This is a genomic window from Rhodospirillaceae bacterium (genome assembly GCA_002728255.1).
GTDB lineage: Bacteria > Pseudomonadota > Alphaproteobacteria > UBA7887 > UBA7887.
The window spans coordinates 1-25,807 of record PBWV01000034.1 but is presented as its reverse complement, the minus strand read 5'-3'; the positions used below and the strand labels follow the sequence as shown (position 1 = coordinate 25,807).

The following is a 25,807-nucleotide window of genomic DNA, read 5'->3' as shown; positions in this document are numbered from 1 at the left end:
TCGATTAGCACTGTAGGGGAATTTTGGTGGGGGGCATTTCCTTTTACTCTAGTGTTCTTGGCTAGAGAGAGTCTGATTAGCTAGTNCTTGGAAAAAAAATTTCAAATCCAAGCCCCTTTCAAGCCAGCCGGAGATCAGCCCGAGGCAATTTCAGCAATNCTGAATGGGCTCGAACATGGGGAGAGAGACCAAGTTCTTTTGGGGGTCACCGGATCAGGTAAGACATTTACTATGGCCGAGGTGATACAGAAAACCCAAAGGCCTTGTTTGATACTTGCTCCAAATAAGACGCTGGCNGCGCAACTTTACGGCGAGATGGCATCTTTTTTCCCAAGCAATGCCGTTGAGTATTTTGTTTCCTATTATGATTACTATCAACCTGAGGCCTATGTTCCTCGTTCCGACACGTACATAGAGAAGGATGCTTCTATCAATGACCAGATCGATAGGATGCGACATTCAGCCACGCGGGCTTTGTTGGAGAAGGATGATGTAATAATCGTCGCAAGTGTATCTTGCATTTATGGAATTGGNTCAGTCGAGACGTACTCTCAGATGGTGGTCGACTTGAGGGTTGGTGATAGAGTTGATCGTGGCCAACTATTGCGGAAATTTGTGGAGCTCCAATACAAACGTAATGACACTGCTTTTGGCAGAGGCCTATTTCGTGTTAGAGGCGATAGTATAGAGATTTTCCCTGCCCACTATGAAGATCGAGCCTGGCGAGTGTCTTTATTTGGAGATGAAATTGAGGCTATAGACGAGATAGACCCACTAACAGGGACGCAATCTGATAGCTTAGATTCTGTGCGGATATATGCGAATAGTCATTATGTTACNCCTGGTCCTACTCTAAAGCAGGCCATTAAGGGCATTGCTCATGAGCTTAAGGAACGATTAGAGGAACTAAGGAATGCTGGGAAGCTGCTTGAAGCTCAAAGGTTGGAGGAACGCACCTCCTTAGATATGGAAATGATGGAGACCGCCGGCACTTGTTCAGGTATAGAAAATTATTCTCGTTACTTGACGGGCAGGCGACCAGGAGAACCTCCGCCAACTCTGTTTGAATATCTTCCTACTAATGCATTAGTTATCGTGGACGAGAGCCATGTCACCGTGCCTCAATTAGGAGGTATGTATCGGGGAGACTTTCGGAGGAAATCCACGCTTTCTGAATTTGGATTTCGTCTTCCTTCGTGTGTGGATAATCGGCCATTGAAATTTGAAGAATGGGATTCGATGAGGCCCCAAACAATTTTCGTTTCCGCCACGCCTGGGCCATGGGAATTAAATCGGACAGAAGGAATTTTTGTAGAGCAGGTGATCAGGCCGACGGGTTTGTTAGATCCGGTTTGTGATGTCCGGCCGGCTNCATCTCAGGTGGATGACTTGCTAGAGGAATGTAGGCAATCTGTTGCCTTNGGTGGCCGAGTGCTTGTGACGACGCTTACCAAAAGGATGGCGGAAGATCTGACGGAGTATCTAGGGGAAAACGGGCTAAGAGTGCGTTATTTGCACTCAGATATAGACACACTAGAGCGGATCGAAATAATTCGCGACCTACGTTTGGGTGAGTTTGATATTCTAGTAGGTATCAACCTTTTGAGGGAAGGCCTAGACATACCGGAGTGTATGTTGGTAGCCATTCTTGATGCTGATAAGGAGGGCTTTCTGCGCTCCCGAACTTCGCTCATTCAAACAATTGGCCGGGCTGCGCGGAACGTCGAAGGCCGCTGTATTTTATATGCAGACAAAAAGACAAAGTCCATGCAGTCTGCTATGGATGAAACTAATAGGCGGCGGCTAAAGCAAGAGAAGTACAACATGGACCATGATATTATCCCTAGGAGCATAGATAAGTCTGTCGGCGATATAATGCAAGCGGTTAGCGAAGGGGATTATATTACGGTAGATACAGGAAAGCCTGGATTAGGGGATAGAATAGGGGAGAATCTAGGGNCCCATTTGAAGGTGCTGAGGAAAAGAATGCAGGAAGCTGCATCCAATTTGGAGTTCGAGGAAGCGGCTCGGCTAAGAGATGAGATAAGGCAGCTTGAGGCAGTCGACTTGGGTGTTAAATATGGTAGTGGCTAGAGCCTTGCAGTTGATCTGGCCCGGAAAGAGGCGGCTAGCTTGTGAGTGTTGGCAAGAGGTGTTAAGCCAAGGGAAACGTTTATGGCAAAAACGGCGTTAGTTACGGGTGCAGGCAACAGAATAGGTAGGGCGATTGCTAGTGCGCTGGGGGCAGCGGGTTGGAACGTGGCTGTCCACTATCACAAATCTAGGAAATCAGCTGAAGGTTTGGTTGCTGAGATTAAGCGGTGTGGCGCTGGAGCAGTAGCAATTCAGGCTGATTTGAGTAATCCATACCAGTTACAGGCTATTTTGCCGAAGATAAGTGGCACGCTNGGGTTAGTAGATTGTCTTATTAATAATGCGGCCGTATTCGAGAGGGATGAACTGGATACCCTAGATCATATCAGTTGGGAATCTCACCTTGCCGTAAACTTGACTGCTCCACTTTTGCTAACTCAAGCTATGGCACGTGGCCTTTCAAATAAAGAAAAAGGGAATGTCATTAATATAGTCGACCAGCGTGTGTGGAACCTCACTCCTCATTTTGTTTCTTATACCTTAAGTAAGTCTGGGTTGTGGACGATGACTCAAACCTTAGCTTTGGCGCTGGCACCCCGTATACGAGTTAATGCCATTGGTCCTGGGCCAACTTTGCCTAGCAAGCGTCAAACGACGGCGAAATTTAAATCCCAGTGGCAAGCAGTGCCCTTGCAAAGGCCAACGGCTGTAGAGGAAATAGGAGAGGCCGCACTTTATATACTTGGTGCCCAGGCAATGACAGGACAGATGGTCGCATTAGATGGTGGGCAGCACCTGGGTTGGTCTCAAGCTGGTGCTCTCAGCGGAGATGACGAATGATCAGGTCCGAAATATTGACATTAATAGACTTTCATATTTTTGTTAGGAGTGCGTAGGTTGTGATGGCAAAGTTGTCCTCCCAACGTCTTTTTGTTCGNGACCTAGTCGTCCCGTGTAGTATTGGGGTCCATAGGCACGAAAGAGATGCGCCCCAGCGAGTTCGGGTAAGTGTGGAAGTTGATATGGCTGCCGTGTTCAGTCCGAATTTGGATTCTATCGGGGCCGTCCTGAGTTATGATGATGTTGTGGAGGCTGTGAAGAAGATTAGTTCCTCCGGCCATATAAATTTGGTGGAAACCCTGGCTTCACGGATTGCCGAAGATTGCCTGGTAGATGAGCGAGTGGCGCGGGTAAAAGTTTTGGTGGAAAAGCTTGATGTTCTCAGCGGAAGTGCCACAGTGGGGACNGAGGTCGTGTGCGTTGCTGAGGGGGGCTAAGGGCTCCTATTTTTGTCCACGGATGGGTGGTTTTCGCCCGTTAAGCTGCTGGTGCAAACGAATTTGTTCACAACTAGCTATTGCGATCTAGCTTTTAGGTTACTGTTTGGTAGTAAGTTTTGGGGCTTCCATCATAAAATAGATAGGCTAGCCATAATCCCGCCTTTTCAACAACTTACATATTTTGCCTATTTTTTAGGCAAACATGCTGAAGGGACGGAGTCAGTCATCGGGCGCCACAGTGTGGTTAGTTTTCCACATAGTTTCCCACAAGTTTGGTGGATATTGTGCGGCAAACCTTGCTAACGTAAAAATCACTAGGGAAAAGTGTGTCTGCTACGGGTGTGTCAGAGTGATTTTCAGGTTTAGAGGGATAGGAGAAATAAAAGATGGTTTCGGAGATTGGTTATCAGGTAGAGGTCCATGAGCCGGATGGCTTGGCTGCTGAGCCTGGTGTAGCTGTAATCCGAAGAGCAGCGAAAACGCTCTCTACTCATCCTGGTGTTTATAGGATGTTAAATACCAACGGGGATGTTTTGTATGTTGGGAAAGCAAAAAATCTGAGGAAAAGGGTTTCTGCCTATGCGAGGGCGACCGGTCACGATGGACGCATAATAAAGATGATTGCTCAGACTGCGGGCCTAGAAATAATCATCACACAAACCGAAGCCGAAGCCTTACTACTTGAAGCAAACCTGATTAAAAAGTGGCGGCCAAGGTACAACGTAGTTCTGCGCGATGATAAGAGCCATCCCTATATTTTTCTGCCCGCTGACCATAGTTGGCCCCGACTAGAGAAACATCGGGGTACCCGTAACCGGGCNGGAGAATATTTTGGTCCGTTTGCATCGGCTGGTGCGGTAAACAGGACCTTAAATGCTTTGCAAAGAGCTTTCCCGCTCCGCACTTGTTCTGACAGTATTTTTAAGGGCCGGACGCGGCCCTGTTTACAATATCAAATCAAACGCTGCGTTGCTCCCTGTGTCGATTATGTTTCCCTGAACGACTATACTAAAATGGTTGAGGAAACTCGTCAGTTTCTTTCAGGCGAAAGCGATAAGGTCGGGAAAGATCTAGCTGAGCGAATGCAGGTTGCTAGCCGGCAACTTGAGTTCGAAACTGCTGTTGTGTTGAGAGATCGTATTCGGGCTCTTGCCTACATTCAATCCCACCAGGGTATTAACGTTAAGTCTATCGGGGATGCGGATGTAATAGCTGCTGAACAGCAAGGTGGCCAAACATGTGTCCAAGTATTCTTTTTCAGGGGAGGTAGTAATTTTGGTAATAGAGCATACTTCTTGGCTCACCATAAGGACTTAGGAATTGCTGATATTTTGTCTTCTTTTGTTGTCCAGTTTTATGAGTCTCGCGAGGCTCCCCGCCTGTTGCTTCTGAGCCACAAAATAGACAACACTTCTATTGTGAAGGAGGCACTTAGCCTTCGTTCCACTGGGAGGGTAACTATACAGGCACCCCTCAGGGGGCAAAAACGAGACTTAGTTTCTCGTGCAATAGAAAATGCAAGAGCTGCTCTTGGGCGTCGTTTGTCTGAAAGCGCTTCCCAAAACAAGTTATTAGAGGGGTTGGGAGCCTTGCTTGGTCTACAAGACAGTCCCAAGCGGGTGGAAATTTATGACAATAGTCATATATCCGGCGCAAGCGCGGTGGGCGCCATGGTGGTTGCCGGGCCGGAAGGGTTTAGAAAATCGGCGTATAGAAAATTTAATATCAAGCCTGCTCCGGATACCCGAATTGGATCAAGCGTCCGGGATGAAGATGATTATGCGATGATGCGGCAAATACTAACCCGTCGATTTACGAGACTTTTAAGCGAGAACCCTTATCGGGATCGCGAAACATGGCCTGACGTGGTTTTGCTGGATGGTGGGCCAGGGCAAGTGTCTTCGGCGTGCAAGGTTTTTGCCGACCTGGGAATTAGCGAGGTTCCGGTGGTGGGTGTGGCAAAAGGGCCCGATCGTAATGCGGGAGGGGAGCGACTATACTTTCCGGATAGAAATCCTATTATGTTGCCGCCAAATGACCCCGTTTTGTATTTTATCCAGCGACTAAGGGATGAGGCTCATCGGTTTGCTATTGGAAGCCATCGAGCACGCCGCTCCAAAGAAATTAGGTATTCCGAGTTGGATGAAATTGCAGGCATAGGGGCTAAACGGAAGCGGGCTATTCTTAATCGATTTGGTTCTGTTAGAGCTGTNGCCAATGCAGGAGTGCATGATTTGCAGGAAGTTGAAGGAGTAAGTGCGATGACAGCCCGCCGTATTTATGATTTTTTCCATGCCNACTAACCATGGGCGAATGTTAAGATTATTTAATGTGTGAGATGGGGAACAATGCACCTTAGCGACTTACCTAATGGTCTTACTATATTGCGGCTGATGTTTGTGCCTATTTTACTTTGCACCTGTTTGTTGCCTTCTGGGTGGTCAAATTGGCTGGCTCTTTCTATTTTTGTGGTTGCTGGTCTCACAGACTACTTGGATGGGGCTTTGGCCCGTCGGTTCAATGTGGTGTCCGAATTNGGAAGGATGCTCGATCCCATAGCGGATAAATTGATGATTGCCTCGGTCTTGTTATTACTTTTGTGGCAGGGGATAGCGCCCCTGGTTCCGGTTGTCGTTATTATAGGTAGGGAGTTAGTNGTTTCAGGATTGCGAGAATATCTGGCCTTAGTTGGCCAGAAGTTGGAGGTAACTTCCTTGGCCAAGTGGAAGACGACACTACAATTTATCGCTTTAGCCGTACTTTTGGCGGTAGGGAATGAGAATTTTCCAAACCCGCCGCGTCTCATGTTAGAATTGATAGGATTGGCGCTTTTCTGGCTTGCAGCTTTGCTTACCTTGGTTACAGGCTGTGACTATTGCTTTAAGGTCCGCTCTTTTGCGGGAAAACAACGCCTAGAGAACAGGTCCTAAATGCAGGTTCTTGGAGTAGCTGGTTGGAGCGGTAGCGGGAAGACCACGCTGATAACTCGGTTGATTGGGGTCCTTGTTGGTTATGGTATAAGCGTTTCCACGATAAAGCATGCGCATCATGAATTTGATATCGATAAAAAAAGAAAGGACTCTTTTAAGCACCGGGCGGCTGGCGCTCGTGAAGTCCTCGTGGGTTCCGCCAAAAGATGGGCATTAATGCATGAGTTGCGGTGCGAGGATGAACCCTCGTTGGAGGAGCTGTTAGAAAAGATGTCGAACGTGGATTTGGTCTTGGTTGAAGGTTTTAAATTTGGTGGCCATGAGAAAATTGAGGTGTATCGANCCCAGTTAGGAAAGCCGCTNCTTTGCACTGGAGATTCTAGGATTGTGGCGGTGGTTACAGATGACGANCTTCCATCCAGTGAGCAAAAAGTCTTTGGGCCTAATGATGTCNAAGGCTTGGCAAGGTTTGTGGTAAGCCGTTATCAGATAGTCGTGCCAAATTATGACCCAACTTAGTCAGGATTGTTTTGTTCACGGCGGTGAGCTAATGCGTTTAGAAGAGGGGCTAGATCTAATCAGGTCCCGTTTGAAGGTTACTTGTGCGATTGAAAGGATTGAGGTGGGAGAGGCCAGAGGCAGAATACTGGCCTGCGATGTCAGGGCTAATGCCAATGTTCCTCCTCATACTAACTCCGCGGTTGACGGATATGCTGTGTATCACTCTGATCTCAATCCCAAAGGGGAAACGGAGCTAAGGTTGCAAGGTAGAGTTCCGGCTGGCCATCCCTTTTTGGAACAAGCTAAACGACAGATGGCACTTCGTGTTTTTACTGGAGCCATGATCCCTGAGGGCGAGGAAGGTGCCGGACCAGACACTGTAGTAATGCAGGAAGATTGCCGCGGGTCGGCCGATAGAGTTTGGATCCCCCCGGGTATTCCAAAAGGTGCCAATGTGCGGCCGCTGGGGGAAGATGTTCTGGCAGGAGCTGTTATTTTGAGAGCAGGGCGGAAAATAACTGCAATTGATCAGGCACTGATAACCTCCGTGGGAGTTGGAGACGTAGGCATATATGCCAGACTAAAGGTTGCCTTGTTTTCTACCGGTGATGAGGTCTGTGAGCCGGGATCAATTCTGGGCCCCGGTCAAATCTATGATTCTAATCGTATAGTTTTAAGGGGTTTTCTAAAGTCTTTGGGCTGTGTAGTTACCGATCTTGGGATTTTGCCTGATAAACTAGAGGAATGTCGAGGAGCTATTGCTCAGGCCGCCCAGTCTCATGACGTGTTGGTAAGTTCGGGGGGTGTTTCTGTTGGTGAGGAAGACCATATTCGTGCTGCCATCGAAAAAATTGGCCGAATTGATTTTTGGCGGCTAGCTATTAAGCCGGGACGTCCCTTGGCCTTGGGCACTATCGGTGTTGCAGGTCGAGTGGTGCCCTATCTGGGGCTACCGGGAAATCCAGCGGCTGTTATTGTTACCTTTCTCCAATTTGGAAGAGAGTTAATTATGCGATTAGCGGGAGCGGAGGGTCTGTCGCCGAGGCTTTATCCTGTAGTGGCTGGCTTTTCCTACCAGAAAAAGCCAAACCGGCGTGAGTATTTGAGATGTGTTCTTAATCAAGAGGCTGGGGGCGAGCTAGCGGCCTATCCAGCGGGCAAGCAGGGCGCAGGAATTCTGTCGGCTATTTCGTTGGCAGACGGGCTAATCGAATTGCCAGAAGAAATGGAGTATCTTCTTGAGGGTAGCGTGGTACAGTTTCTGCCATTCGGCGAGTTTGGCTGAGCAATAGAAGAATGGGAAGATTGTAATTCATGAATGTTTTGTATTTTGCGTGGCTTAGAACCAAAATAGGAATTGGTGAGGAGATGTTGGAGTTGCCGGAGGAGGTAACTACTGTGAGTGAATTCCTGGATTGGCTTGGTCAGCGTGGGCCGGCTTATCGAGACGCCCTGCAGGACCGATCAGTAGTGCGTGTTGCGGTCAATCAGGAGTATGTCACTTTTGACCATGTGCTTGCTCCAGACGATGAAGTTGCGCTTTTCCCGCCGGTAACAGGCGGACTGGGTGGTGGTACGTGATTCGTATTCAGCAGGGAAAATTTGATGTTGGTGCAGAAATAGCGGAGATTTGTGAGGGGGATTTTGCTGTTGGAGGGCTTGCCAGCTTTGTTGGTGTAGTGCGCGATACTGGGTCGGGCCCTGANGGTTTTATGACTTTGGAGCATTATCCGGGTATGACGGAGCGTAAATTAGCTGATATTGAGCAAAAGGCGAGAGCGCGCTGGGACTTAGCTAATGTTTTGATTGTCCATCGTTATGGGAAGTTGGCAGTTGGGGAACAAATTGTTTTAGTAATTACTGCCTCCGCCCACAGGGATGCAGCATTGGAGGCGTGCCATTTCTTGATTGATTGGCTTAAAACAGATGCCCCTTTTTGGAAATATGAAGAAGATGAGCGGGCAGGTGGTTGGGTTGAGGCTCGTGAGAGCGATGATCAAGCCAAGTTGAAATGGCGGGATTAGCCGATCGAGAAGGCTGGAAAAGGGTTCCTTGCTGGTATGCTTTGAGGGTGTAATTTCAAATAGATTCTTTTAGATCCAACCTTTCAAAGGAGGGAAGCTACTGGCTGTTGATGATGTCTGTGTAATCATTGATCAACTGCTTGCTGACTGGCCCAACTTCGAAGTGTAAATCGTCTCCGATTTGTCGGACGGGAGTTACCTCTGCTGCTGTGCCAGTCACGAAAACTTCATCTGCTTCAGAGAGCTCTTCAGGCATGATAATTCGTTCTATGGTGTCAATATTGCGGGCCTTGGCGATATCTATTACCGTCCGTCTCGTTATACCATCAAGAAAGCAATCAGCCGCTGGCGTGTGCAGGGCTCCATCCATTACTAGGAAAATATTTGCACCTGTTGCCTCCGCTAGGCGCCCGCGCCAATCAAGCATCAGGGCATCATCGAAGCCGGCGGCTTCAGCTTCATGCTTGCTCAATGTGCAAATCATGTACAATCCTGCGGCCTTTGTTTTGGCTGGGATCGTCTCGGGGGATGGGCGCTTCCATTTAGACCATTGTAGACGGATGCCTTTTAGCCGTGCNTCAGGGGTGAAATAAGAAGGCCACTCCCAGGCAGCTATCGCTGTGTGAATAGAGCAGGCTTGGGCGGAAACACCCATCATTTCACTGCCGCGCCACGCGACTGGGCGCAAGTAACCATCTGCTATCTTATTATCTTCTAGTACCTGGTAACTCGCAGTATTAATGTCTGCTTCTGAAAAGGGAAGTTCAAAGCCTAAGGTACTTGCNGAGTGAAACAGGCGCTTNGTNTGTTCCTCTAACTTAAATATCCTTCCGTTGTAGGATCGTACACCTTCAAACACGGCGCTGGCATAGTGCAGGCCGTGGGTTAGAACGTGCACTTTCGTTTCACGCCAGGGTACCATCTGGCCATCAAACCAAATCAGGCCTTCAACGTCATCATAGCTTTGCATTGCCTTATTCTTCCCTCTTTTTCTGGCGCCATTAACTGAGGTGGATAAGCTGGCTAACATCCGCTCGAACACCTGTCAACAAGCCCAAAAATATTTACTTCCAGAGCCCCTCATAGATGGCAATGATATCTTCCGATGATGGAACGCGTGGATTATTGCTGGGCGATCCCGATTCCAAAGCTTGTTCAGCCATGGTTTCTAATAAACTAAAGTATTTATTGTTGCCAATTCCATATTCGCTGGGGCTCGGGACTTCTAGGTCGACATTAAGTAACTCAAGCTCCTCAATTAGTTTTTCAACTGCTATTGGGTCAGTGTCGCNTTTTTCAGTTATTTTCATCGCTCTGGCGCAATCTGCATAACGTGTTATTGCCTGGGGGGCGGAATAAGCTGTTACACTAGGTAGTAACATGGCATTGGAAAGGCCGTGTGGCACGTGAAAGTGGGCCCCTAGAGGCCTGCTCATGCCGTGAACCATGCAGACCGAAGAATTCGAGAAAGCCATGCCTCCCTGGGTTGCAGCTAGCATCATCCCTTCTCGCGCTGCCGCATCCAGGGGGTCTCTATACGCGTTTCGTAAATGGCGCGAAACCAGCTCCATACATGATTTTGCCATACTATCGGCAAACGGATTATTCTTTTTGCTTACGTATGCTTCTATTGCATGCGTGAGAGTGTCTATCCCAGTATCGGCCGTTAGGCGCAGTGGCATGGAGAGTGTCAAGGTATANTCAATCAGTGCAGCCTGAGGGACGTAAGCCAGGCCCATGCATAGCATTTTTTCGTCTGTTTCTGTATCTGTTATAACAGTAAATCTCGTGACTTCAGAGCCGGTCCCAGCGGTGGTTGGGATGGCAATGATGGGGTAGTTAGTTTCATCCACTTGGTTGGGCACCTTGTATTCACGCATACTGCCTCCGTGGGTGGCTAGAACCGCCATTGCTTTCGCGGTGTCAATGGGGCTCCCGCCACCGAGAGCTATTAAGCTATCAAAGTCGCCATCCCTTAGAATTTTGGATCCGCGGCCAACTACATCAGTTGTCGGATCAGGCACGGTGTCTACGAAAGATTTCCATTTAATTTGGGATCCATCTAGTATGTCGGTAATTTTAGACAATATATTTGACTTGGCCATGTATGGATCACTGACGATTAGTGGTTTCCCCACACCAAGTTTTTTAAGAGACACTACAATTTCTTTATGGGCACCACCCCCAACCATCATTAAGCGTGGTAACGTAATCGTAGCAATTGTCATGGATGACTACTCCTAGTTTAAGAAATGGTTAAAAGAACCACATATGCTCCAGTTCGGCCCTCCTGTTAAAGAGTTGGAGTATGGGGAACAGCAAGGATCGCAGGGATGAAGGTCTACTTAGTTAAGGCAATTTCCTCAGTANTCGTAAAGTCAATATCGGTTCCTTCGAGGGAAATGCGTGCGGTAACCGCTAATCGCTCATTGCCTTCGAGATCGCCTAAATTGACAGCCTTAGTGATAGCTTCCTCCATCTCTCGTTGAGATTTTATGCCTAATTTCTTTAGGAATTTTCGTATATTTATATTGAGTTCGTCTTTGTCCATCCCGCTTTGTCCCTTGGTTTTCATGCCTAGCACATCCAGACGGACTATGCTAAGCGGGTATGCTCTTTGGAAAGTTTAGCATATTATTTTGGTAGCAGGAGCCNGAAACAATTTTAAACGCGGTAAATCTTGGCCTTAGACGGGGTGATACCTTGCTTTTTGAGGGGATGGATTGGTCTATTGAGGCCGGTGGAGCCCTAATACTTAATGGTCCTAATGGGAGCGGGAAGAGTAGCCTCTTACGAGTGATTGCAGGCTTGCTAAGTCCATCAGAAGGCTACGTGGAGTGTCAGGGCGAGAAGGTTTATAGAGCAGAAGGTTATAGGATGGCCATGCACTATGTTGGCCACTTAAATCCCCTTAAACCAGTCTTTAGTGTCTTTGAAAACATCAAATTTTGGGCGGAATTGCATGGTGGTGGGGAAATAACGCCAGCTTTAAGGGCCTTTGGACTGGAGAATCTTGGAGATGTCCCGGGTCGATTGTTGTCTTCGGGTCAAAAGAGGCGGGTAGTATTAGCTAATTTATTGACGGTTTGGAGGCCAATATGGCTGTTGGACGAGCCCTCTATCGGCCTTGATGAGGAGTCAGTGGNAGCTTTGGTCGATGCCATAGAGGCCCATCGGGCAACGGGCGGTGTCGTTGTTGCGGCAACTCATGGAGAGTTAAAACTACAGGAAGCTGCGACAATTTCCCTAGGATTGGGGTCGGCATGAGAATTTGGTGGATATTGGTGCAGCGCGATTTGTTAATGGCTTGGCGGAGTTCCAGTGATATTTTTTCAGTTGTAATGTTTTTTGTTTTGGCGGTGGTTCTATTCCCTCTTGGAGTGGGGCCCGAGGTCGATACACTCAGGAAGATAGCCCCAGGTATCATTTGGGTAGCGGCATTGCTAGCCGCTATGTTGTCCTTAGACCAGCTGTTTCAGTCGGACGCTGATGATGGTAGTCTGGATTTGNTGCTCGTAGCGCCTATTCCCCTGGAGACTATTGTGATAGCCAAGTGTTGCGCCCATTGGATGGTCACGGGCTTGCCCTTAATAATGGTCGCTCCTATTTTGGGAATATTGCTGAACCTACCTCTTTCTGGATTTGCCGTGATGATAATTACACTGGTTATCTCAACTCCAACGATTAGCTTGCTGGGCTCCGTGGGCGCTGCTCTGACCATTGGTGCCCGCCGAGGCGGAGTGCTTGTAGCGCTCTTGATTTTACCATTGCTCACTCCAATCTTGATAATGAGTGCGAACGCGATCGACCTAGCTCTGGTGGGCTTAAATTACACCCCACTGATAGCATTACTGGGAGCCTTTTTCTTGATATGCCTGGTAATTTGTCCTTTTGTTGCGGCGGCGGCTTTACGGCTAGCCGCAGAATAAGCCGGTAGCTTGGTGTGATTATTAAATGATNAATCTACATAGATATGGAAACCCTAATCAGTTTATNAGGCTTTCGTCGCTGATTGTTCCTGTGGCAGGGCTCCTAACCTGTTTGCTCTTTCCGATAGGATTGTATCTAGCTTTGTTTGTTTCACCTCCGGACTACGAGCAACGTGAAACGGTCCGTATTATGTATGTTCACGTCCCTGCCGCTTGGATGGCCTTATTGAGTTACACTCTCATGGCTACTTTCTCGGCCACCGCGCTTATTTGGCGACATCCTCTGGCTAACGTAATGGCTAGGAGTGTTGCTCCTATAGGCGCTTCCTTCACGCTAATTTGTTTGATAACGGGCTCTCTCTGGGGGCAGCCAACGTGGGGCACATGGTGGGTTTGGGACGCTCGCTTGACATCAGTATTAATTTTGTTTTTTTTGTTTGTCGGTTACTTGNTTCTATATGGTGCCTTTGATGATATGGCNAAAGGAGCGAGGGCTGCCGGTCTAATTGCCATNGTGGGGTTCATATTTGTTCCAATAATAAAATTTTCGGTTGATCTTCTGGATTTACGCACCCTGCACCAGGGAGCTAGCGTTTCAAAGTTGTCTTCGCCCGCTATTCATGAGTCTATGATGTGGCCCCTGATGATCATGGCAGCAGCCTATTTGTGTTACCTAATTACATTTCTTCTACTGGGGGTTCGAACAGAAATTATGGCAGCCCGTGTGAGAGCAGACCATCGAATGCGGGCAGAGAAAGGAGTTCAGCTTGGAAGCTCTGAATGAATATCTTTGGATGGGTGGGGATGGAATTTTTATTTGGTCGGCATACTCTGCAGCGGCAATTCTCCTTGGTGGCCTTGCTTTGGTAATGCTTGTTGGCAAACGGAGTGTTGAAAAGCGGTTAGAACTGTTAGGGGACAAGCATAGTCAAACAAGGAGGGAGGCAGGTGCCCATGATGACCCCTAAACGGCGGAGGTTATATCTTGTAGGTGGAGGCATGACTTCGTTGGGCCTAGCAGTCTGTCTCGTTATTTTTGCTTTTCAGGATAATTTAGTTTTTTTCTATAGCCCTAGCGAGATCGCTAAGCAGCCCTTGGCGGCAGAACAGAGAATTCGGGTGGGTGGCTTGGTGCAAGAGGGAAGTGTGGTCTCGGAGGGAGATGGTCTTACGACCCGTTTTCGTATCACAGATCTCTCTGAGAGCATTGCGGTAACATACACCGGTATCCTTCCGAGTTTGTTTAGAGAGGGACAGGGCGTTATTGTCCAAGGCTATCTGCAGAGCCCAGAGAGTTTTGTGGCGGACGAGGTTTTGGCAAAACACGATGAGAACTATATGCCCCCGGAGGTTGCTGAGGCATTAAAGAAGTCGGGCCAATGGAAGGAGAGTGGAGATTGATTTCAGAGATTGGNCACATCGCCTTAATAATATCGTTGACCATTGCTCTCGTCCAAGGCACAGCGCCAATGATAGGGGCTGCTAGACGTGACGGGCAGCTAATGGCTATTGGTAAAACAGCGGCGTTANTACAATTCTTTTTTATCTCGATTGCGTTTTTAGCTCTCATGAACGCTTATGTGACATCCGATTTTTCTCTTGCTAATGTTGCGCAAAACTCGCACTCAGCGAAACCTATGCTTTACAAAATCGCCGGAGTTTGGGGAAATCACGAGGGGTCGCTTCTGCTTTGGGTGCTTATTCTTGCGACTTTTGGGGCGGCAGTAGTCTTTTTCGGTGGGAACTTGCCTCCCACTTTATGTGCCCGTGTTTTAGCGGTGCAGGCTTTGATTGCAGTTGGTTTTCTATCGTTTACTTTATTCACCTCAAACCCATTTGAGCGTCTTTTCCCGGTTCCCTTGGATGGTAACGGACTGAACCCTCTTTTGCAGGATCCTGGTCTCGCCTTCCACCCACCCTTCCTCTACCTTGGCTATGTTGGCTTCTCCATTGCTTTTTCGTTTGCTATAGCAGCGTTAATCGAGGGGCGGGTGGATGCTGCATGGGCCCGCTGGGTGCGGCCATGGACTTTGGTGGCGTGGAGTTTCCTGACTATTGGAATTGCCCTAGGGAGTTGGTGGGCGTATTACGAATTAGGTTGGGGGGGGTGGTGGTTCTGGGATCCCGTAGAAAATGCTTCTTTCATGCCGTGGTTGGCAGGGACAGCTCTATTACACTCCGCGATTGTGTGTGAAAAACGGGATGCTCTTAAGGCATGGACAATATTACTTGCCATCGTGACGTTTTCGCTCAGTCTTTTGGGGACTTTTCTTGTTCGTTCGGGAGTGCTCACTTCCGTCCACGCATTTGCAACGGATCCTGAACGTGGGGTGTTTATCTTGGCCTTTTTAGTAGTTGTTGTGGGAGGGTCTCTTAGCTTGTTTGCCATTCGGGCACCGCAATTGAAGGCAGGAGGTTTGTTTTCTCCTGTTTCGAGAGAGGGGGGCTTAGTGTTGAACAATTTGTTGCTGACGTCGGCAGCGGCAACGGTTTTGTTAGGGACCCTCTACCCGTTGTTTGTGGACGCGTTGGGTATAGGAAAAATCTCGGTTGGGCCCCCATACTTTAATACGGTGTTCATTCCTCTGATGACACCCCTTGTGGTACTTGCGGGAATAGCGCCGGTGTTGACTTGGAAGCGGACTGATCTCTATGGGGTCTTCTTGAGGATGAAGTTTGTTGCAATNCTAACACTACTGGTTGTGGCTTGGTGTCTTTATGAGACGTGGGGAAGCACGTTCTTAGGAACACTGGGAATAGCCCTTAGTGCCTGGGTCGGGATAGCGGTTTTAGTTGATATGGGTGCAAGGGTTGGATTGTTTAGGGACCCTATCCGTGTGAGTCTTTCCAAGGCTATGCGGACGCCTAGATCGATTTATGGTATGAATGTGGCCCATATCGGGCTGGCATTCTTGGTGGCAGGAATTACGGCATCCAGTGCGTGGCGTACCGAAGTGTTGCGAGTAGTACAGGTTGGCGAAACCGTATCTGTGTCAGGGTACGAGTTTGTTTTCCATGGAGTAGAAAAAATCCAAGGNCCAAACTATTCGGGTGAGCGCGGTCACTTTAGTGTTAAACGGGATACACGTGATGCTATTCAGTTGTTTCCTGAAAACAGGTTTTATCCGGTGCAGCAGCAGCCAACCACAGAGGCAGCTATATACACAGGCTGGCGCGGCGATTTATATGCGGTTTTGGGGGAACCCGATGCCCAAGGGGGCTGGTCTGCTCGNCTTTATTTCAATCCCCTTGTTTCTTGGATTTGGCTAGGCTCATTGGTGATGGCCTTGGGAGGAGTAATTTCTCTAAGTGATCGCAGACATCGAGTGGGTGCCCCTCATAGGATTATGTCTGGAAAAGCGAATAATCGAGTGGCAACAAACGTGTGATTAGGAATGTTTTCAGGTAATCGTAGGATTCTTTATTTGCTTCCAACTGCGGTGTTCGTAGTACTCTGTGGCTTTTTGCTTCGTGGCTTATCGTTGGACCCTGCTCTCGTCCCAACTGCTCTTATAGATAAGGCTGTCCCGCATTTTGATCTTGCGCCACTGGATTCTCAGACCGCCCCATTAGCTTCTGCTGATTTGAGTGGAGAAGTCACGTTGGTGAATGTTTTCGCTTCATGGTGCGGGCCGTGCCGTATAGAACATCCATTGCTCATGGAAATTGCAGGAATGGATAATATCAATTTGTATGGGATCAATTACAAGGATGATCCCGCTATCGCCCGAGACTGGCTCACGGAGCTTGGTGATCCATTTACAAGGATTGGTGCGGATCGTGATGGGCGAGTTGCCATCGAATTAGGTGTTTATGGTGTTCCAGAGACTTTCGTCATAGATAGGGAGGGGAGGATCCGATACAAGCACGTGGGCCCTATTTCTGAAGAAGATTGGAGTAGAGAGCTATTGCCACTTATTAGGAACCTTCGCGAATGAAAAACTATCTAGTCGGGGCGGTTGTCTTTTTCCTATGGGGATTTGTTGAGGCCAACGCCTTTGATACGGATGAGCCTCTCGATGANCCGATTTTAGAGGAACGAGCGCGGGAATTAGCCAAAGAGATCAGATGTCTAGTTTGCCAAAATCAGTCAGTTTTTGACTCTGATGCGGATCTGGCTAAAGATTTAAGAGTGTTAGTCCGGGAACGAGTTGCCGCAGGTGACTCGGATTTGAGTGTGAAGCAGTTCCTGGTAGAGCGCTATGGAGATTTTATTTTGTTGAAACCTCCTGTCAAACCACAAACTTATTTGCTTTGGTTTGGGCCACTGATAATAACTTTATGCGCTTTTATCTTTATCGGTTTTTGGTTGAGAGGTGTCTCCCGTGAACGCCCCGAGTTAAGTGAATTTTCTGCTGCCGAACGGAGGCGCATTGAAGACTTAATTAAAGATGAGGAAGGTGGGGCTTAAATGGTTGTCTGGTTTGCCTTAGGGGCAATGGTGGTTGTTAGTGTTTTTCTTTTGGGTAGGCCACTTATTCGTACAAAAGGTACCGTACCGTTGCGGCCTGACTATGATTTGGTGGTTTATAGAGAGCAGCTAAAAGATGTCGAGTTAGATTACAAAAGGGGCGTACTTTCTGAGAGCGACTATAAAAATTCCTGCACAGAAATCGAGCGAAGGATATTGGCGGCAGGTAGCAATCGAGATCTTCTNAGTCACGGGCAAAACCCCTCATCTNCTCAGTTTAGGGGTTCACTGATCATTCTTTGTGTAACGGTCCCGATGTTGACGGGGTTCATATATTATCAATTAGGCAGTCCGCTGATGGCGGACCAGCCTTTTGTCGAGCGGGTCGCTTCTGAGGATGNTGGAATAGGGGCCAGTGAGTTTGATAATGCTGTGGCNAGCTTAACATCCAGGCTTGTAGACAACCCAGAGGATCTGGAAGGCTGGATTTTGTTGGCACGAACTTATGCTTTCATGGAGCGTTTCAGCGACGCTGTTAGCGCGTATCGGGAGGCTGCGGTTCTTGCACCTAATAATGTCGATGTGCTGATGTCTTTGGCCCAGGCAATTGTTGTTAGCCAAAAAGGGAGGGTCACACCATCCGCTAGGGGAGAGTTTGAAAGGGTTCTGAGGTTGGACCCCAAAAACAAAATAGCTAGATTTTTTGTTGGCTTAGAACGGGAGCAGGCCGGCGATCTTGAGCGGGCCTATGATGTGTGGAGTGACCTCGCGTCTGACTCAAACTCAGAGGATATTTGGTTGCCAGAATTGAGAACGCGTCTGCAGGCCTTGGCCCAAAAACTAGAANTTTCAACTAACACCGAAATTACGGGCGATACCGCGGAGCCACTTAATGAAGAGGAGGAAGNGCGAGCCGTTACTGCCGCCCCTGGGCCCACGAGGGAGCAGGTAGAGGCTGCCGGTCAGATGACTGCGGATGAGAGAGGGGAAATGATCCGCGGAATGGTGGAACGGCTGGCAACTAGATTGGAGACTGCGCCAGATGATATAGAAGGCTGGAAAAGATTAGGCAATGCACGCCGGGTATTAGGAGAGTTGACGGAAGCGGAAGCAGCTTATGGCCGTGCCCTGGATCTAAGCCCTAGCGATGTGGTTGCATTAGAGGCCCAAGCACAAATCGCATTGGAGAGATCCGGTGATGGGTCCGTTCCCAAGATCACCCAGATGAATTATCAGAAAATTCTTGAATTAGATAACGAGCGTATGGATGCTCTCTGGTACCTGGGTTTGGCGGCATACCAAGAATCGCGAACCGATGAGGCCAGAACCTTATGGGAGACTTTGNTAAACCTACTTCCCCCTGATAGCCCTAATGCGCGGGAGGTCAAAAGAAGATTAGGAGAGTTAGGAGGTTAAATCTGGCGGTTGTGCCCTCTCCAAAAGCTCTCTCTAATTTCTCTTCGGAGGACTTTGCCTACGGGACTGCGGGGTAGTTGGTTCCATACGACTATATTTTTAGGAGTTTTTACGCCACCCAGTCTCCTGTGGCAGTGCTGGAGAGCCGCTGACTTTACCAATGTTTGGCCAGGAATCACTTCTATTACAGCTGTTACGGCCTCGCCCCATTTTTCGTCAGGGATTCCAACCACTGCACAATCTTGTATTTGAGGAAGCGATAATAGCGCCTGTTCTATTTCAGCGGGGTAAATATTAAATCCTCCGGAGATGATCATGTCGTTTTTTCTGTCAACAATATAAAAGTAGCCGTCCTCATCGGTCTTTCCGATGTCCCCGGTGTGGTGCCAATTAAAAGCCCTGACTTTTTCTGTGGCCGAGGGATTTTTATAATAGCCGGGTGTTATCAGGTTTCCTCTTACGACAATTTCGCCAATTTCATCTGGCCCTAGTAAATTCCCCCTATCATCCATTATGGCCAGGGTTGTTCGTAAGCACGGGCGCCCACAACTCGCTAGCCGCTCGAGCTTTCCTTCTTTCAACCACAGTGTGTGTTCGGAAGGTGTCATGAGAGTACACATCATAGGCGCCTCAGCCTGCCCATACAGTTGGGTCAAGACGGGACCGAAAATGTCCATAGCTTGGTGCAATTTGTCCACTGACATAGGGGCTGCCCCATAGATCAAATAACGAAGTGAGCCGTAGTTAAACGTGTTGACCTGTGGGTGTGTGAGCATCATGTAGATAACAGTAGGTGGCAGAAAGAGGACATTAATTTTGTGCAGTTCGATGGCTTCCATGATTTGAAGAGGGTCAGCTCGTGTTATGATTACATTTGTCGCGCCGAGAGGAAATAGCCAGAGGGCAGCGAGCCCTGCCGCATGGGTAAAGGGTGCAGCGATTAGGTGTACAGGAGCAGTGTTGAAAGGCATTGCATGATTAGCATTAACAATCATAGTTTCNATGACTTTATTAGTAAGTTGAGATGCTTTGGATCGGCCTGTGGTGCCACTTGTTGAAAAGAGGCAGGCAAGGTCATCTTCGCCTCTTTTAATAGGGGGGCATTCAGGTGGGAATTCCGCCATCCACTCCATTAAGGATAGTGAGCATTCTATTTTTTTATCAATGCCAGTGAAGCCAACTAGCGTAGGCGTACTTTTGGTGATTTGGCTTAGATGAGACTCAAAATTGCTGTGGATGAAAAGATATTTCGCGTCGCGGTCTTGTAATACAAAAATATTTTCTTCTAGTGGGCTAAGTGCGTTTAAGTTAACGTACACTGCACCGGCACGCAGAATTCCTAAGATACAGATAAAGGCTAAAGCGTTGTTGGGACAGTAAATGGCTACCGATTCCCCGGGCTGGATTCCGGCTTTTATTAAGCCGTTAGCAATTTGGTAGGACCGCTGTTGGGCATCTAGGTAGGTAAATTCGTTCTCAGCGTCTATGAAAGCTTTTCGGTTAGGGGCGATTTGTACGCCGCGGTCAAAAAAATCAATCAGTTGCATGAGTGCGTCATAGGTCTGTTTTACCGTATTACCAAGGAGAGTTCAGCAGTATCTTTCCAGGTGAATCGTCCATTCTGCTTTACAAGTTCTGGGAAATGACCGGGAATTATCCGGTCAGCGATTTTGAGAATGCGCGAAATAGTGTTGGTGCCCGACTCGGCGGTGCCGAACGCCATATCACATTCCCCGGTTATCGCCTCTTTCGGGTACTTTAGGGAGTCACCTGCCAATACAACGCAGCCATTTTCCTCAGTATTGAGCTGTACGCCAAAAGAGCCTGGCGTATGGCCCGGNGCGGGGAAATAGCTCACTCCTTTTGTTATTTCGTGTTCTCCGTCGATCAAGGTAACGTCGTGTTTCTTAAGCTGTTCCTTGATCATCCAGGGAATGTATAGGTCCTCTTTGTGGGGCGCATCCACATAGGTCCACTCTTTCGCGCTCACTAAAATTTTTGCATGAGGGAAAAGATCCACATTATTACAGTGATCAAAATGTAGGTGNGATAAAAATACAAGTTTTATGTCGGATGGCTTCATNCCACGTTTTTTGAGGTTATTTAGNAGGGTGGAGCGGTTACAATAATGGCCCACATCAAAAAGTATGGGCCCAGAATCGCAGGTTATAAGGGTTGCGTTGGCCAGTCCAAGAAAGCCATTTTGTAGTCTCAGATTGTTCCCCTGGACAATAATTTCATAATCGACGGCCATCAGTTTTCATCCTGGTTTNGCGAGTATCTTTGGCTCGAAANTAGACAATGTCTGCCTATACTATGGGCAATANCATAGAATACGCTTATTTCTTGTGATCTTATTATAGAATTCTGTAAAGCAGTGGTTCAAACAAAAATCTTGTGATGTAATGCCTTTGTTATCCTTGGCTACCCTTATTTTAATTTTAACAGTCCCGAACATAGTTGGTGGAAGGTGCTGGGCGTTCGACGAGNNNGACCTAGAGCAACTTCTAGAGAAAAATTCCTGTCGGGAGTGTGATTTGAGGGGGGCAGATTTGCGCGAGGCTAAATTGCGTGGGGCGGACCTGGTTGGCAGCATGCTTCAAAAAGCGCGCCTTGGTGGAGCCAAGNTGGATGGGGCACGGTTAGAGGAAACAAACTTAACTGGGGCAGATCTTTGGGGAGCGAGTTTACAGGGGGCTAATTTTAGACGGGCTGTTTTGGGAGATGCGAATTTTAGCTTTGCTAACCTTTCCGAATCCAATATGCAGGAAGTGGAATCACTGGGCGCAAGTTTTGGTTTTGCCAATCTCCAGAATGCTAACCTCGAGGGCGCCGACCTATCGGAGGCAAACTTACATGGGGCGTCGCTNCAAAAGGTTAATTTCTCTGCCGCTGTATTGACGGGGGCCAATTTTGATAGAGCAACGCTGGAAGGCGCAATATTTTGTGATACCTTAATGTCTCACGGCATTACCAATTCAGGATGTGGCAAGTAGGGTTTGCGCGGATATGGCCCTGACTAGGACAAAAGCAAAAAATGTATAAGAGGGATGAAATATGAGATTAGAAGGGAAAGTGGCTCTCATCACAGGAGCGGCTCGTGGTCATGCAGAGGCAATTGCCAAACGCTTTGCAAAAGAGGGGGCCTTGGTTTCTATTTGCGATATTTTGCCAGTTGGTGAGCTAGAAAATCAGGTGGGTACTGATATTGAAAAAGCGGGCGGTAAAGTTCTTTGCTCTCAAACCGACGTGTCGAAGGAAGACCAAGTGCANCAGTTGGTTGATCATACTATGGCCCATTTTGGCACNATAGATATCCTGGCCAATGTNGTGGGGATTGCGGGGCCGACGAAAGACGTTTGGGATATGAGNCTAGCTGAATGGAAACAAACACTNGATATTAACCTCGANTCACTNTTNCTCTGTTGTAAGGCAGTTCTTCCGGANATGATCCGCAAGCGTTCGGGNAAAATTATCAATTTTAGCTCTGGCACAGGAAAGCAGCCTCTCTCTCATAGAACTCCTTATGCAACATCAAANATGGGNGTGATTGGCTTTACGCGGACTTTGGCNGCGGATGTTGGGCGTTACAACATTACTGTTAACGCCATATGTCCGGGGGGGCATGAAGACCGAACNGTAGAACTTATTAGAGCGCGGGCGGAATATATGAATAANGATTTTGATGAGGAGGNTTTCAGACGGAATCTTNCAGCGAAAAATTCNAACCAAGTATTGGCTGGGAGATGGTGTNCNGATGANGANTATGTGGANAAGGGTTCAGGGCCAGATGATGCTGCTCGTATGGCNGTNTTCTTNGCNTCAGAAGATTCNCCAAATATAACNGGNCAGGATATGAATACNGGTGGCGGTGTNATGTGGTANNTGAAANNTCGGNAATGTTCTANTGGGAGAATTTNGNGGANGGGGNNAAAAGTGANNGTAACAGGCGTNAANACNACNGTGGTGGAAGCNGAAAAGCCNGTAGNNGNGGAAAAATATGTTGGGGGNAGGTATTTTCTNTTCATAGAGTTGCTAACTGATGAAGGAATTACGGGTATAGGNGANCGNATCGCNGGGAGTGCATTTTCGGNCCGCCTCGAGGATCTCAAATCTCAAGTCAACCTAGTTAAGGAGNTAGTAGGTCAAATTGTCCTTGGGGAAGATCCCCTTAATACAGAATTAATCTGGGATAAGATGTACGGAACCTGGCATGATTTGCGACATCCAAGTTTATATGCCACCCCAGTCATCAGTGCCATCGACATGGCACTTTGGGATATTAAAGGTAAAGTGGCTAATTTACCTATCTATCAATTATTGGGTGGCCAGTATCACAAAAAGCTTCGCGCTTATGCTTACATGCCAGATATTGATTTCGACAAACATCCGGAGAAAGCTGGTGAAGTTGCACTTCAATTACTGGAAGAAGGTAATACGGCATGTAAGTTAGATCCATTTATGCCCTTACATCCTATCCGTGATATTCCTTTGTGGAAAATTGAGCATGCAGCGAAAATTTTTCAGAGTATACGAGATGCTGTTGGTAATCGCTTGGAGGTTGCCATTGGGACGCATGGCCAGATGCCAACGTACAGTGCTATTCGAGTTGCTCACTACTTGGAGCCTTACCACCCATTTTGGTTTGAGGAACCAATTATGCCGGAAAATATCAGTGAGATGGCTCGTATTGCCGCCCACACCAACATACCCATAGCTACCGGGGAGCGCCTGGTAACAAAATATGAGTTTTCTGAAGTCTTGGAAAAACAAGCTGCCCAAATTCTTCAGCTTGATGTAGGGCAGTGTGGTGGGATCACTGAAGCAAAGAAAATTGCGGGTATGGCGGAAGCCCATTATGCAATGATAGCGCCCCATATGTATTGTGGGCCGGTTGTTTTTGCTGCTGCGATACAGCTCGATGTCTCTTCTCCAAACTTCTTAATCCAGGAAGCTAATATGGGCCCGCTGCACAAGCAAATTTTCAAGGAACCCCTGGTCTTTGAGAATGGCTATATCACCCCCCCCAGCGGCCCCGGGCTTGGCGTTGAGTTCGATCAAGAGGTGCTAAAGGCACATCAAGTGGAATAAAGATGAAACCAGGTTAACACTTGGCTACCCAGAACTTAGCGAACAGAATTAAACAACCGTGAAGCCCCGTGTACAATGTACTCATAATCACAGCCAAACTGCATCCACTGCACTCCCTGCGCCATCCAGTGACGGGCAAGTTCTGGTTCGTAACCGAGTCCCATGCCGACAAAAATATTCTTCCGTCGACCTGCATCAATAACCGTTTGTATAGCTGAAACAACTGTCGAATGATCCCGATTGCCAAGGTGCCCCAATGAACCGCTCAAGTCCATGGTCCCAATAACAACTGAATCTAACCCGGGAACGTTGACAATTTCTTCTATGTCTCTAACAGCATTTTCATGCTCCAGCATCACCGCAACAAATAACTTTTCAGGAGATTCGGCCAAGTATTGATCTAATGCTTGACGCCCATAATTCGTCCCCCGTCGGACCCCAAATCCCCGTTTCCCAGTTGGGGGATACCGACAATCCGCCACGACCTTCCTTACTTCATCAACGCTGGTCACTTGCGGAACTATTATACCATCAACCCCTGAATCTAGGATCGGTTTAATGCTTTCTGTAGAACTTCCAGGTACCCTCACTAGTGCCGGTTTATTGCAGGCTCTCGCCCCGAGTAAATGCGCCGCCACCGTTTCTATGGTCATGGGACTATGTTCCGTATCTATCCATAGAAAATCCGAATCCGGACCGAGCGCCTCGGCAATAACTGGGTCCTTAAGGGTAATACTTGGGCCCAAACACTGAACTCCTGAATCCATCTTTTTCCGAAATTCCTGTAAGCCATTCATTACTTTTCTCTCCCATACTGTGTGACCATCAAACATGCTTGCCACGAACGTTATAGGCTAAGGCCTATACCTGGAGCAGGAACCTAGTACTTCTATAACGCTATGGGTAATGTCCATTGGATACATTAGCCATATATTTCAATCTTGTTATAGGTCGACCCGCCTTTCAGCGAGGCCAGGCACATCTAGTTCGATAACAAATACCGCACCGGCTTCAGGCTGTTCCCAGCGAGAAATTCCTTGATAGGCAGAGGTGACATACAAATATTTCAAGTCGTCCCCCCCAAAAGCAGGGCACGTTATTTGCGTCGCCGGTAGTTCTACGGCCCGAATAAAACGCCCTCCACTATCATAGCAAGCAACACGGCCTGCTCCCCACTGGGCGTTCCAAAGGGACCCTTCGCTGTCTATGACAGCACCGTCCGGATTCAACTTTTCCGATGTGAGATCAATAAAGACGGATGGTTTCCCTACTGGAAGGCTTGTCTCGGGATCAATCCGCGTTTTCATAATCAACCGCTTCGGTGTATCACAAAAATAAGCTGTTTCCCCATCTGGCGAAAAACAGATCGCATTGGGGACAGTGATTTTCTCAAATAAGCGGGTGCAGACCCCGTTTCGTAGATGGTAAATAGACCCCGCCCCGCTTTCCTGGCCGAGCCCCATCGTACCCAGCCAGATGGCATTATTTGGAGCGGTGCGGCTGTCATTGGCGCGTGTTAGGCTATTGCAAGCTTCAACGGAAAGATTAGCTGTCCGCCGCCCCGTTGTCCTGTTAAAAGCAACCACCCCGCTTGCCGCAGCAACTAACAAAATATCCGAGTTAGTAAGAAAAGCAGCCGAAACGGGTTCGCCAAATCCATAGGATCTAAGTGTGCCCTGGTTTGTATTTCCAATAAACATTACCTGACCAACAATATCAAACCAGATAAGTTCGGCAGTTGTGCTGTCATAGATTGGTCCTTCTCCAAGTTCGTTACGCACCGGAGAGAAAACCTCGAAATCCAGGTCTTTATAGCGGGTCATTGCTAATATCCTCCATTTTTACTTTGTGAACACCCATGGCATAGACCAAAGCTAACCCGTGGCCCATTAGGCCAGCTACAATAAGAGCAAGCTCAATATTTATGTTAATATCGGAATCCATTTCCCTCAACTCTCTGTGCGCGCACACTACTTGTAGCAGGAACCTACGCTTTGGGTTATGGATTGCGACCCCTCATTGAGGCGGGGTTAGCCGGTAATTTAAGGATCGTTCCAGTATTAGTCACCGAAGTGCCGTCAACTTTCAGAACTGAAATATCTCTGTCCACAAAGTTTCCAACATAGAGATA

27 protein-coding genes are annotated in these 25,807 nt (G+C 48.0%); 20 read left to right on the top strand and 7 right to left on the bottom strand.

What is annotated here, in order from left to right; genetic code table 11:
• Positions 1-87 precede the first annotated feature (87 nt).
• The 9 genes from CMM32_08705 (at position 88) to CMM32_08665 (ending at position 8,829) form a co-directional block, all read left to right on the top strand.
• Positions 88-2,094, top strand: coding sequence for an excinuclease ABC subunit B (locus CMM32_08705; GenBank protein MBT06977.1), 2,007 nt, complete (start codon positions 88-90; stop codon positions 2,092-2,094).
• An 81-nt stretch (positions 2,095-2,175) separates the two neighbouring features.
• Entirely contained in the window at positions 2,176-2,934 is a 759-nt protein-coding gene (locus tag CMM32_08700) for a short chain dehydrogenase (protein ID MBT06976.1), read from the top strand.
• A gap of 62 nt (positions 2,935-2,996) precedes the next feature.
• On the top strand, positions 2,997-3,371 hold the full coding sequence (locus CMM32_08695) for a dihydroneopterin aldolase (GenBank protein ID MBT06975.1): 375 nt from the start codon (positions 2,997-2,999) through the stop codon (positions 3,369-3,371).
• Between the two features lie 389 nt (positions 3,372-3,760).
• On the top strand, positions 3,761-5,677 hold the full coding sequence (locus CMM32_08690; GenBank protein ID MBT06974.1) for an excinuclease ABC subunit C: 1,917 nt from the start codon (positions 3,761-3,763) through the stop codon (positions 5,675-5,677).
• A gap of 45 nt (positions 5,678-5,722) precedes the next feature.
• Positions 5,723-6,304, top strand: coding sequence for a CDP-diacylglycerol--glycerol-3-phosphate 3-phosphatidyltransferase (gene pgsA / locus CMM32_08685; GenBank protein MBT06973.1), 582 nt, complete (start codon positions 5,723-5,725; stop codon positions 6,302-6,304).
• Positions 6,305-6,823 carry a molybdopterin-guanine dinucleotide biosynthesis protein B gene (mobB, locus tag CMM32_08680; GenBank protein MBT06972.1) on the top strand — a complete coding sequence of 173 codons (519 nt, stop codon included), beginning with the start codon at positions 6,305-6,307 and terminating at the stop codon, positions 6,821-6,823.
• Positions 6,810-8,090 carry a molybdopterin molybdenumtransferase MoeA gene (locus tag CMM32_08675; protein MBT06971.1) on the top strand — a complete coding sequence of 427 codons (1,281 nt, stop codon included), beginning with the start codon at positions 6,810-6,812 and terminating at the stop codon, positions 8,088-8,090. The genes mobB and CMM32_08675 overlap by 14 nt, the downstream gene beginning before the upstream one ends.
• A 29-nt stretch (positions 8,091-8,119) precedes the next feature.
• A complete protein-coding gene (gene moaD, locus CMM32_08670; GenBank protein ID MBT06970.1) occupies positions 8,120-8,386 on the top strand; it encodes a molybdopterin converting factor subunit 1 in 267 nt (88 codons plus the stop codon).
• Positions 8,383-8,829: a molybdenum cofactor biosynthesis protein MoaE gene (locus CMM32_08665; GenBank protein ID MBT06969.1), complete on the top strand. Its 447-nt coding sequence runs from the start codon at positions 8,383-8,385 to the stop codon at positions 8,827-8,829. The genes moaD and CMM32_08665 overlap by 4 nt, the downstream gene beginning before the upstream one ends.
• Before the next feature lie 97 nt (positions 8,830-8,926).
• On the opposite strand, the gene CMM32_08660 is transcribed toward CMM32_08665, so the two are convergent.
• From CMM32_08660 to CMM32_08650, 3 genes are all read right to left on the bottom strand, one after another.
• Entirely contained in the window at positions 8,927-9,859 is a 933-nt protein-coding gene (locus tag CMM32_08660; GenBank protein ID MBT06968.1) for a branched-chain amino acid aminotransferase, read from the bottom strand.
• A gap of 34 nt (positions 9,860-9,893) precedes the next feature.
• Entirely contained in the window at positions 9,894-11,057 is a 1,164-nt protein-coding gene (locus tag CMM32_08655; protein ID MBT06967.1) for an alcohol dehydrogenase, read from the bottom strand.
• Between the two features lie 113 nt (positions 11,058-11,170).
• On the bottom strand, positions 11,171-11,404 hold the full coding sequence (locus CMM32_08650) for a hypothetical protein (protein ID MBT06966.1): 234 nt from the start codon (positions 11,402-11,404) through the stop codon (positions 11,171-11,173).
• 86 nt (positions 11,405-11,490) lie between these two features.
• Between CMM32_08650 and ccmA the strand changes: the two genes are divergently transcribed.
• From ccmA to ccmI, 9 genes are all read left to right on the top strand, one after another.
• The gene (gene ccmA, locus CMM32_08645) at positions 11,491-12,096 is read left to right on the top strand and encodes a heme ABC exporter ATP-binding protein CcmA (GenBank protein MBT06965.1); all 606 of its coding nucleotides are present in this window, start codon (positions 11,491-11,493) and stop codon (positions 12,094-12,096) included.
• Positions 12,093-12,758 carry a heme exporter protein CcmB gene (gene ccmB / locus CMM32_08640; GenBank protein ID MBT06964.1) on the top strand — a complete coding sequence of 222 codons (666 nt, stop codon included), beginning with the start codon at positions 12,093-12,095 and terminating at the stop codon, positions 12,756-12,758. The genes ccmA and ccmB overlap by 4 nt, the downstream gene beginning before the upstream one ends.
• 25 nt (positions 12,759-12,783) lie before the next feature.
• Positions 12,784-13,542, top strand: a complete 759-nt coding sequence (locus CMM32_08635) for a heme transporter HemC (GenBank protein ID MBT06963.1) — start codon at positions 12,784-12,786, stop codon at positions 13,540-13,542.
• Positions 13,526-13,726: a heme exporter protein CcmD gene (gene ccmD, locus CMM32_08630; protein MBT06962.1), complete on the top strand. Its 201-nt coding sequence runs from the start codon at positions 13,526-13,528 to the stop codon at positions 13,724-13,726. The genes CMM32_08635 and ccmD overlap by 17 nt, the downstream gene beginning before the upstream one ends.
• Entirely contained in the window at positions 13,716-14,159 is a 444-nt protein-coding gene (locus CMM32_08625) for a cytochrome c maturation protein CcmE (protein ID MBT06961.1), read from the top strand. The genes ccmD and CMM32_08625 overlap by 11 nt, the downstream gene beginning before the upstream one ends.
• The gene (locus CMM32_08620; GenBank protein MBT06960.1) at positions 14,156-16,147 is read left to right on the top strand and encodes a heme lyase NrfEFG subunit NrfE; all 1,992 of its coding nucleotides are present in this window, start codon (positions 14,156-14,158) and stop codon (positions 16,145-16,147) included. Before CMM32_08625 ends, CMM32_08620 begins: the two co-directional genes overlap by 4 nt.
• Positions 16,148-16,153: 6 nt before the next feature.
• Positions 16,154-16,696: a DsbE family thiol:disulfide interchange protein gene (locus CMM32_08615; protein MBT06959.1), complete on the top strand. Its 543-nt coding sequence runs from the start codon at positions 16,154-16,156 to the stop codon at positions 16,694-16,696.
• On the top strand, positions 16,693-17,169 hold the full coding sequence (locus CMM32_08610; protein ID MBT06958.1) for a cytochrome C biogenesis protein: 477 nt from the start codon (positions 16,693-16,695) through the stop codon (positions 17,167-17,169). The genes CMM32_08615 and CMM32_08610 overlap by 4 nt, the downstream gene beginning before the upstream one ends.
• A complete protein-coding gene (ccmI, locus tag CMM32_08605) occupies positions 17,170-18,585 on the top strand; it encodes a c-type cytochrome biogenesis protein CcmI (GenBank protein MBT06957.1) in 1,416 nt (471 codons plus the stop codon).
• On the opposite strand, the gene CMM32_08600 is transcribed toward ccmI, so the two are convergent.
• A complete protein-coding gene (locus CMM32_08600) occupies positions 18,582-20,132 on the bottom strand; it encodes a hypothetical protein (protein MBT06956.1) in 1,551 nt (516 codons plus the stop codon). The genes ccmI and CMM32_08600 overlap by 4 nt on opposite strands.
• Before the next feature lie 20 nt (positions 20,133-20,152).
• Positions 20,153-20,839 (bottom strand): MBL fold metallo-hydrolase, encoded by a 687-nt coding sequence (locus CMM32_08595; protein MBT06955.1) that lies wholly within the window; start codon positions 20,837-20,839, stop codon positions 20,153-20,155.
• A gap of 151 nt (positions 20,840-20,990) precedes the next feature.
• Here CMM32_08595 and CMM32_08590 point away from each other — a divergent pair, with 151 nt between their 5' ends.
• Positions 20,991-21,581, top strand: a complete 591-nt coding sequence (locus CMM32_08590) for a hypothetical protein (GenBank protein ID MBT06954.1) — start codon at positions 20,991-20,993, stop codon at positions 21,579-21,581.
• A gap of 61 nt (positions 21,582-21,642) precedes the next feature.
• On the top strand, positions 21,643-23,676 hold the full coding sequence (locus tag CMM32_08585) for a hypothetical protein (protein MBT06953.1): 2,034 nt from the start codon (positions 21,643-21,645) through the stop codon (positions 23,674-23,676).
• Positions 23,677-23,711: 35 nt separating this feature from the next.
• On the opposite strand, the gene CMM32_08580 is transcribed toward CMM32_08585, so the two are convergent.
• Together CMM32_08580 and CMM32_08575 are read right to left on the bottom strand one after the other, a co-directional pair.
• Positions 23,712-24,509, bottom strand: a complete 798-nt coding sequence (locus tag CMM32_08580) for a 4-hydroxy-3-methylbut-2-en-1-yl diphosphate synthase (protein MBT06952.1) — start codon at positions 24,507-24,509, stop codon at positions 23,712-23,714.
• Positions 24,510-24,620: 111 nt separating this feature from the next.
• Positions 24,621-25,499 carry a gluconolactonase gene (locus tag CMM32_08575; protein ID MBT06951.1) on the bottom strand — a complete coding sequence of 293 codons (879 nt, stop codon included), beginning with the start codon at positions 25,497-25,499 and terminating at the stop codon, positions 24,621-24,623.
• Positions 25,500-25,807 lie beyond the last annotated feature (308 nt).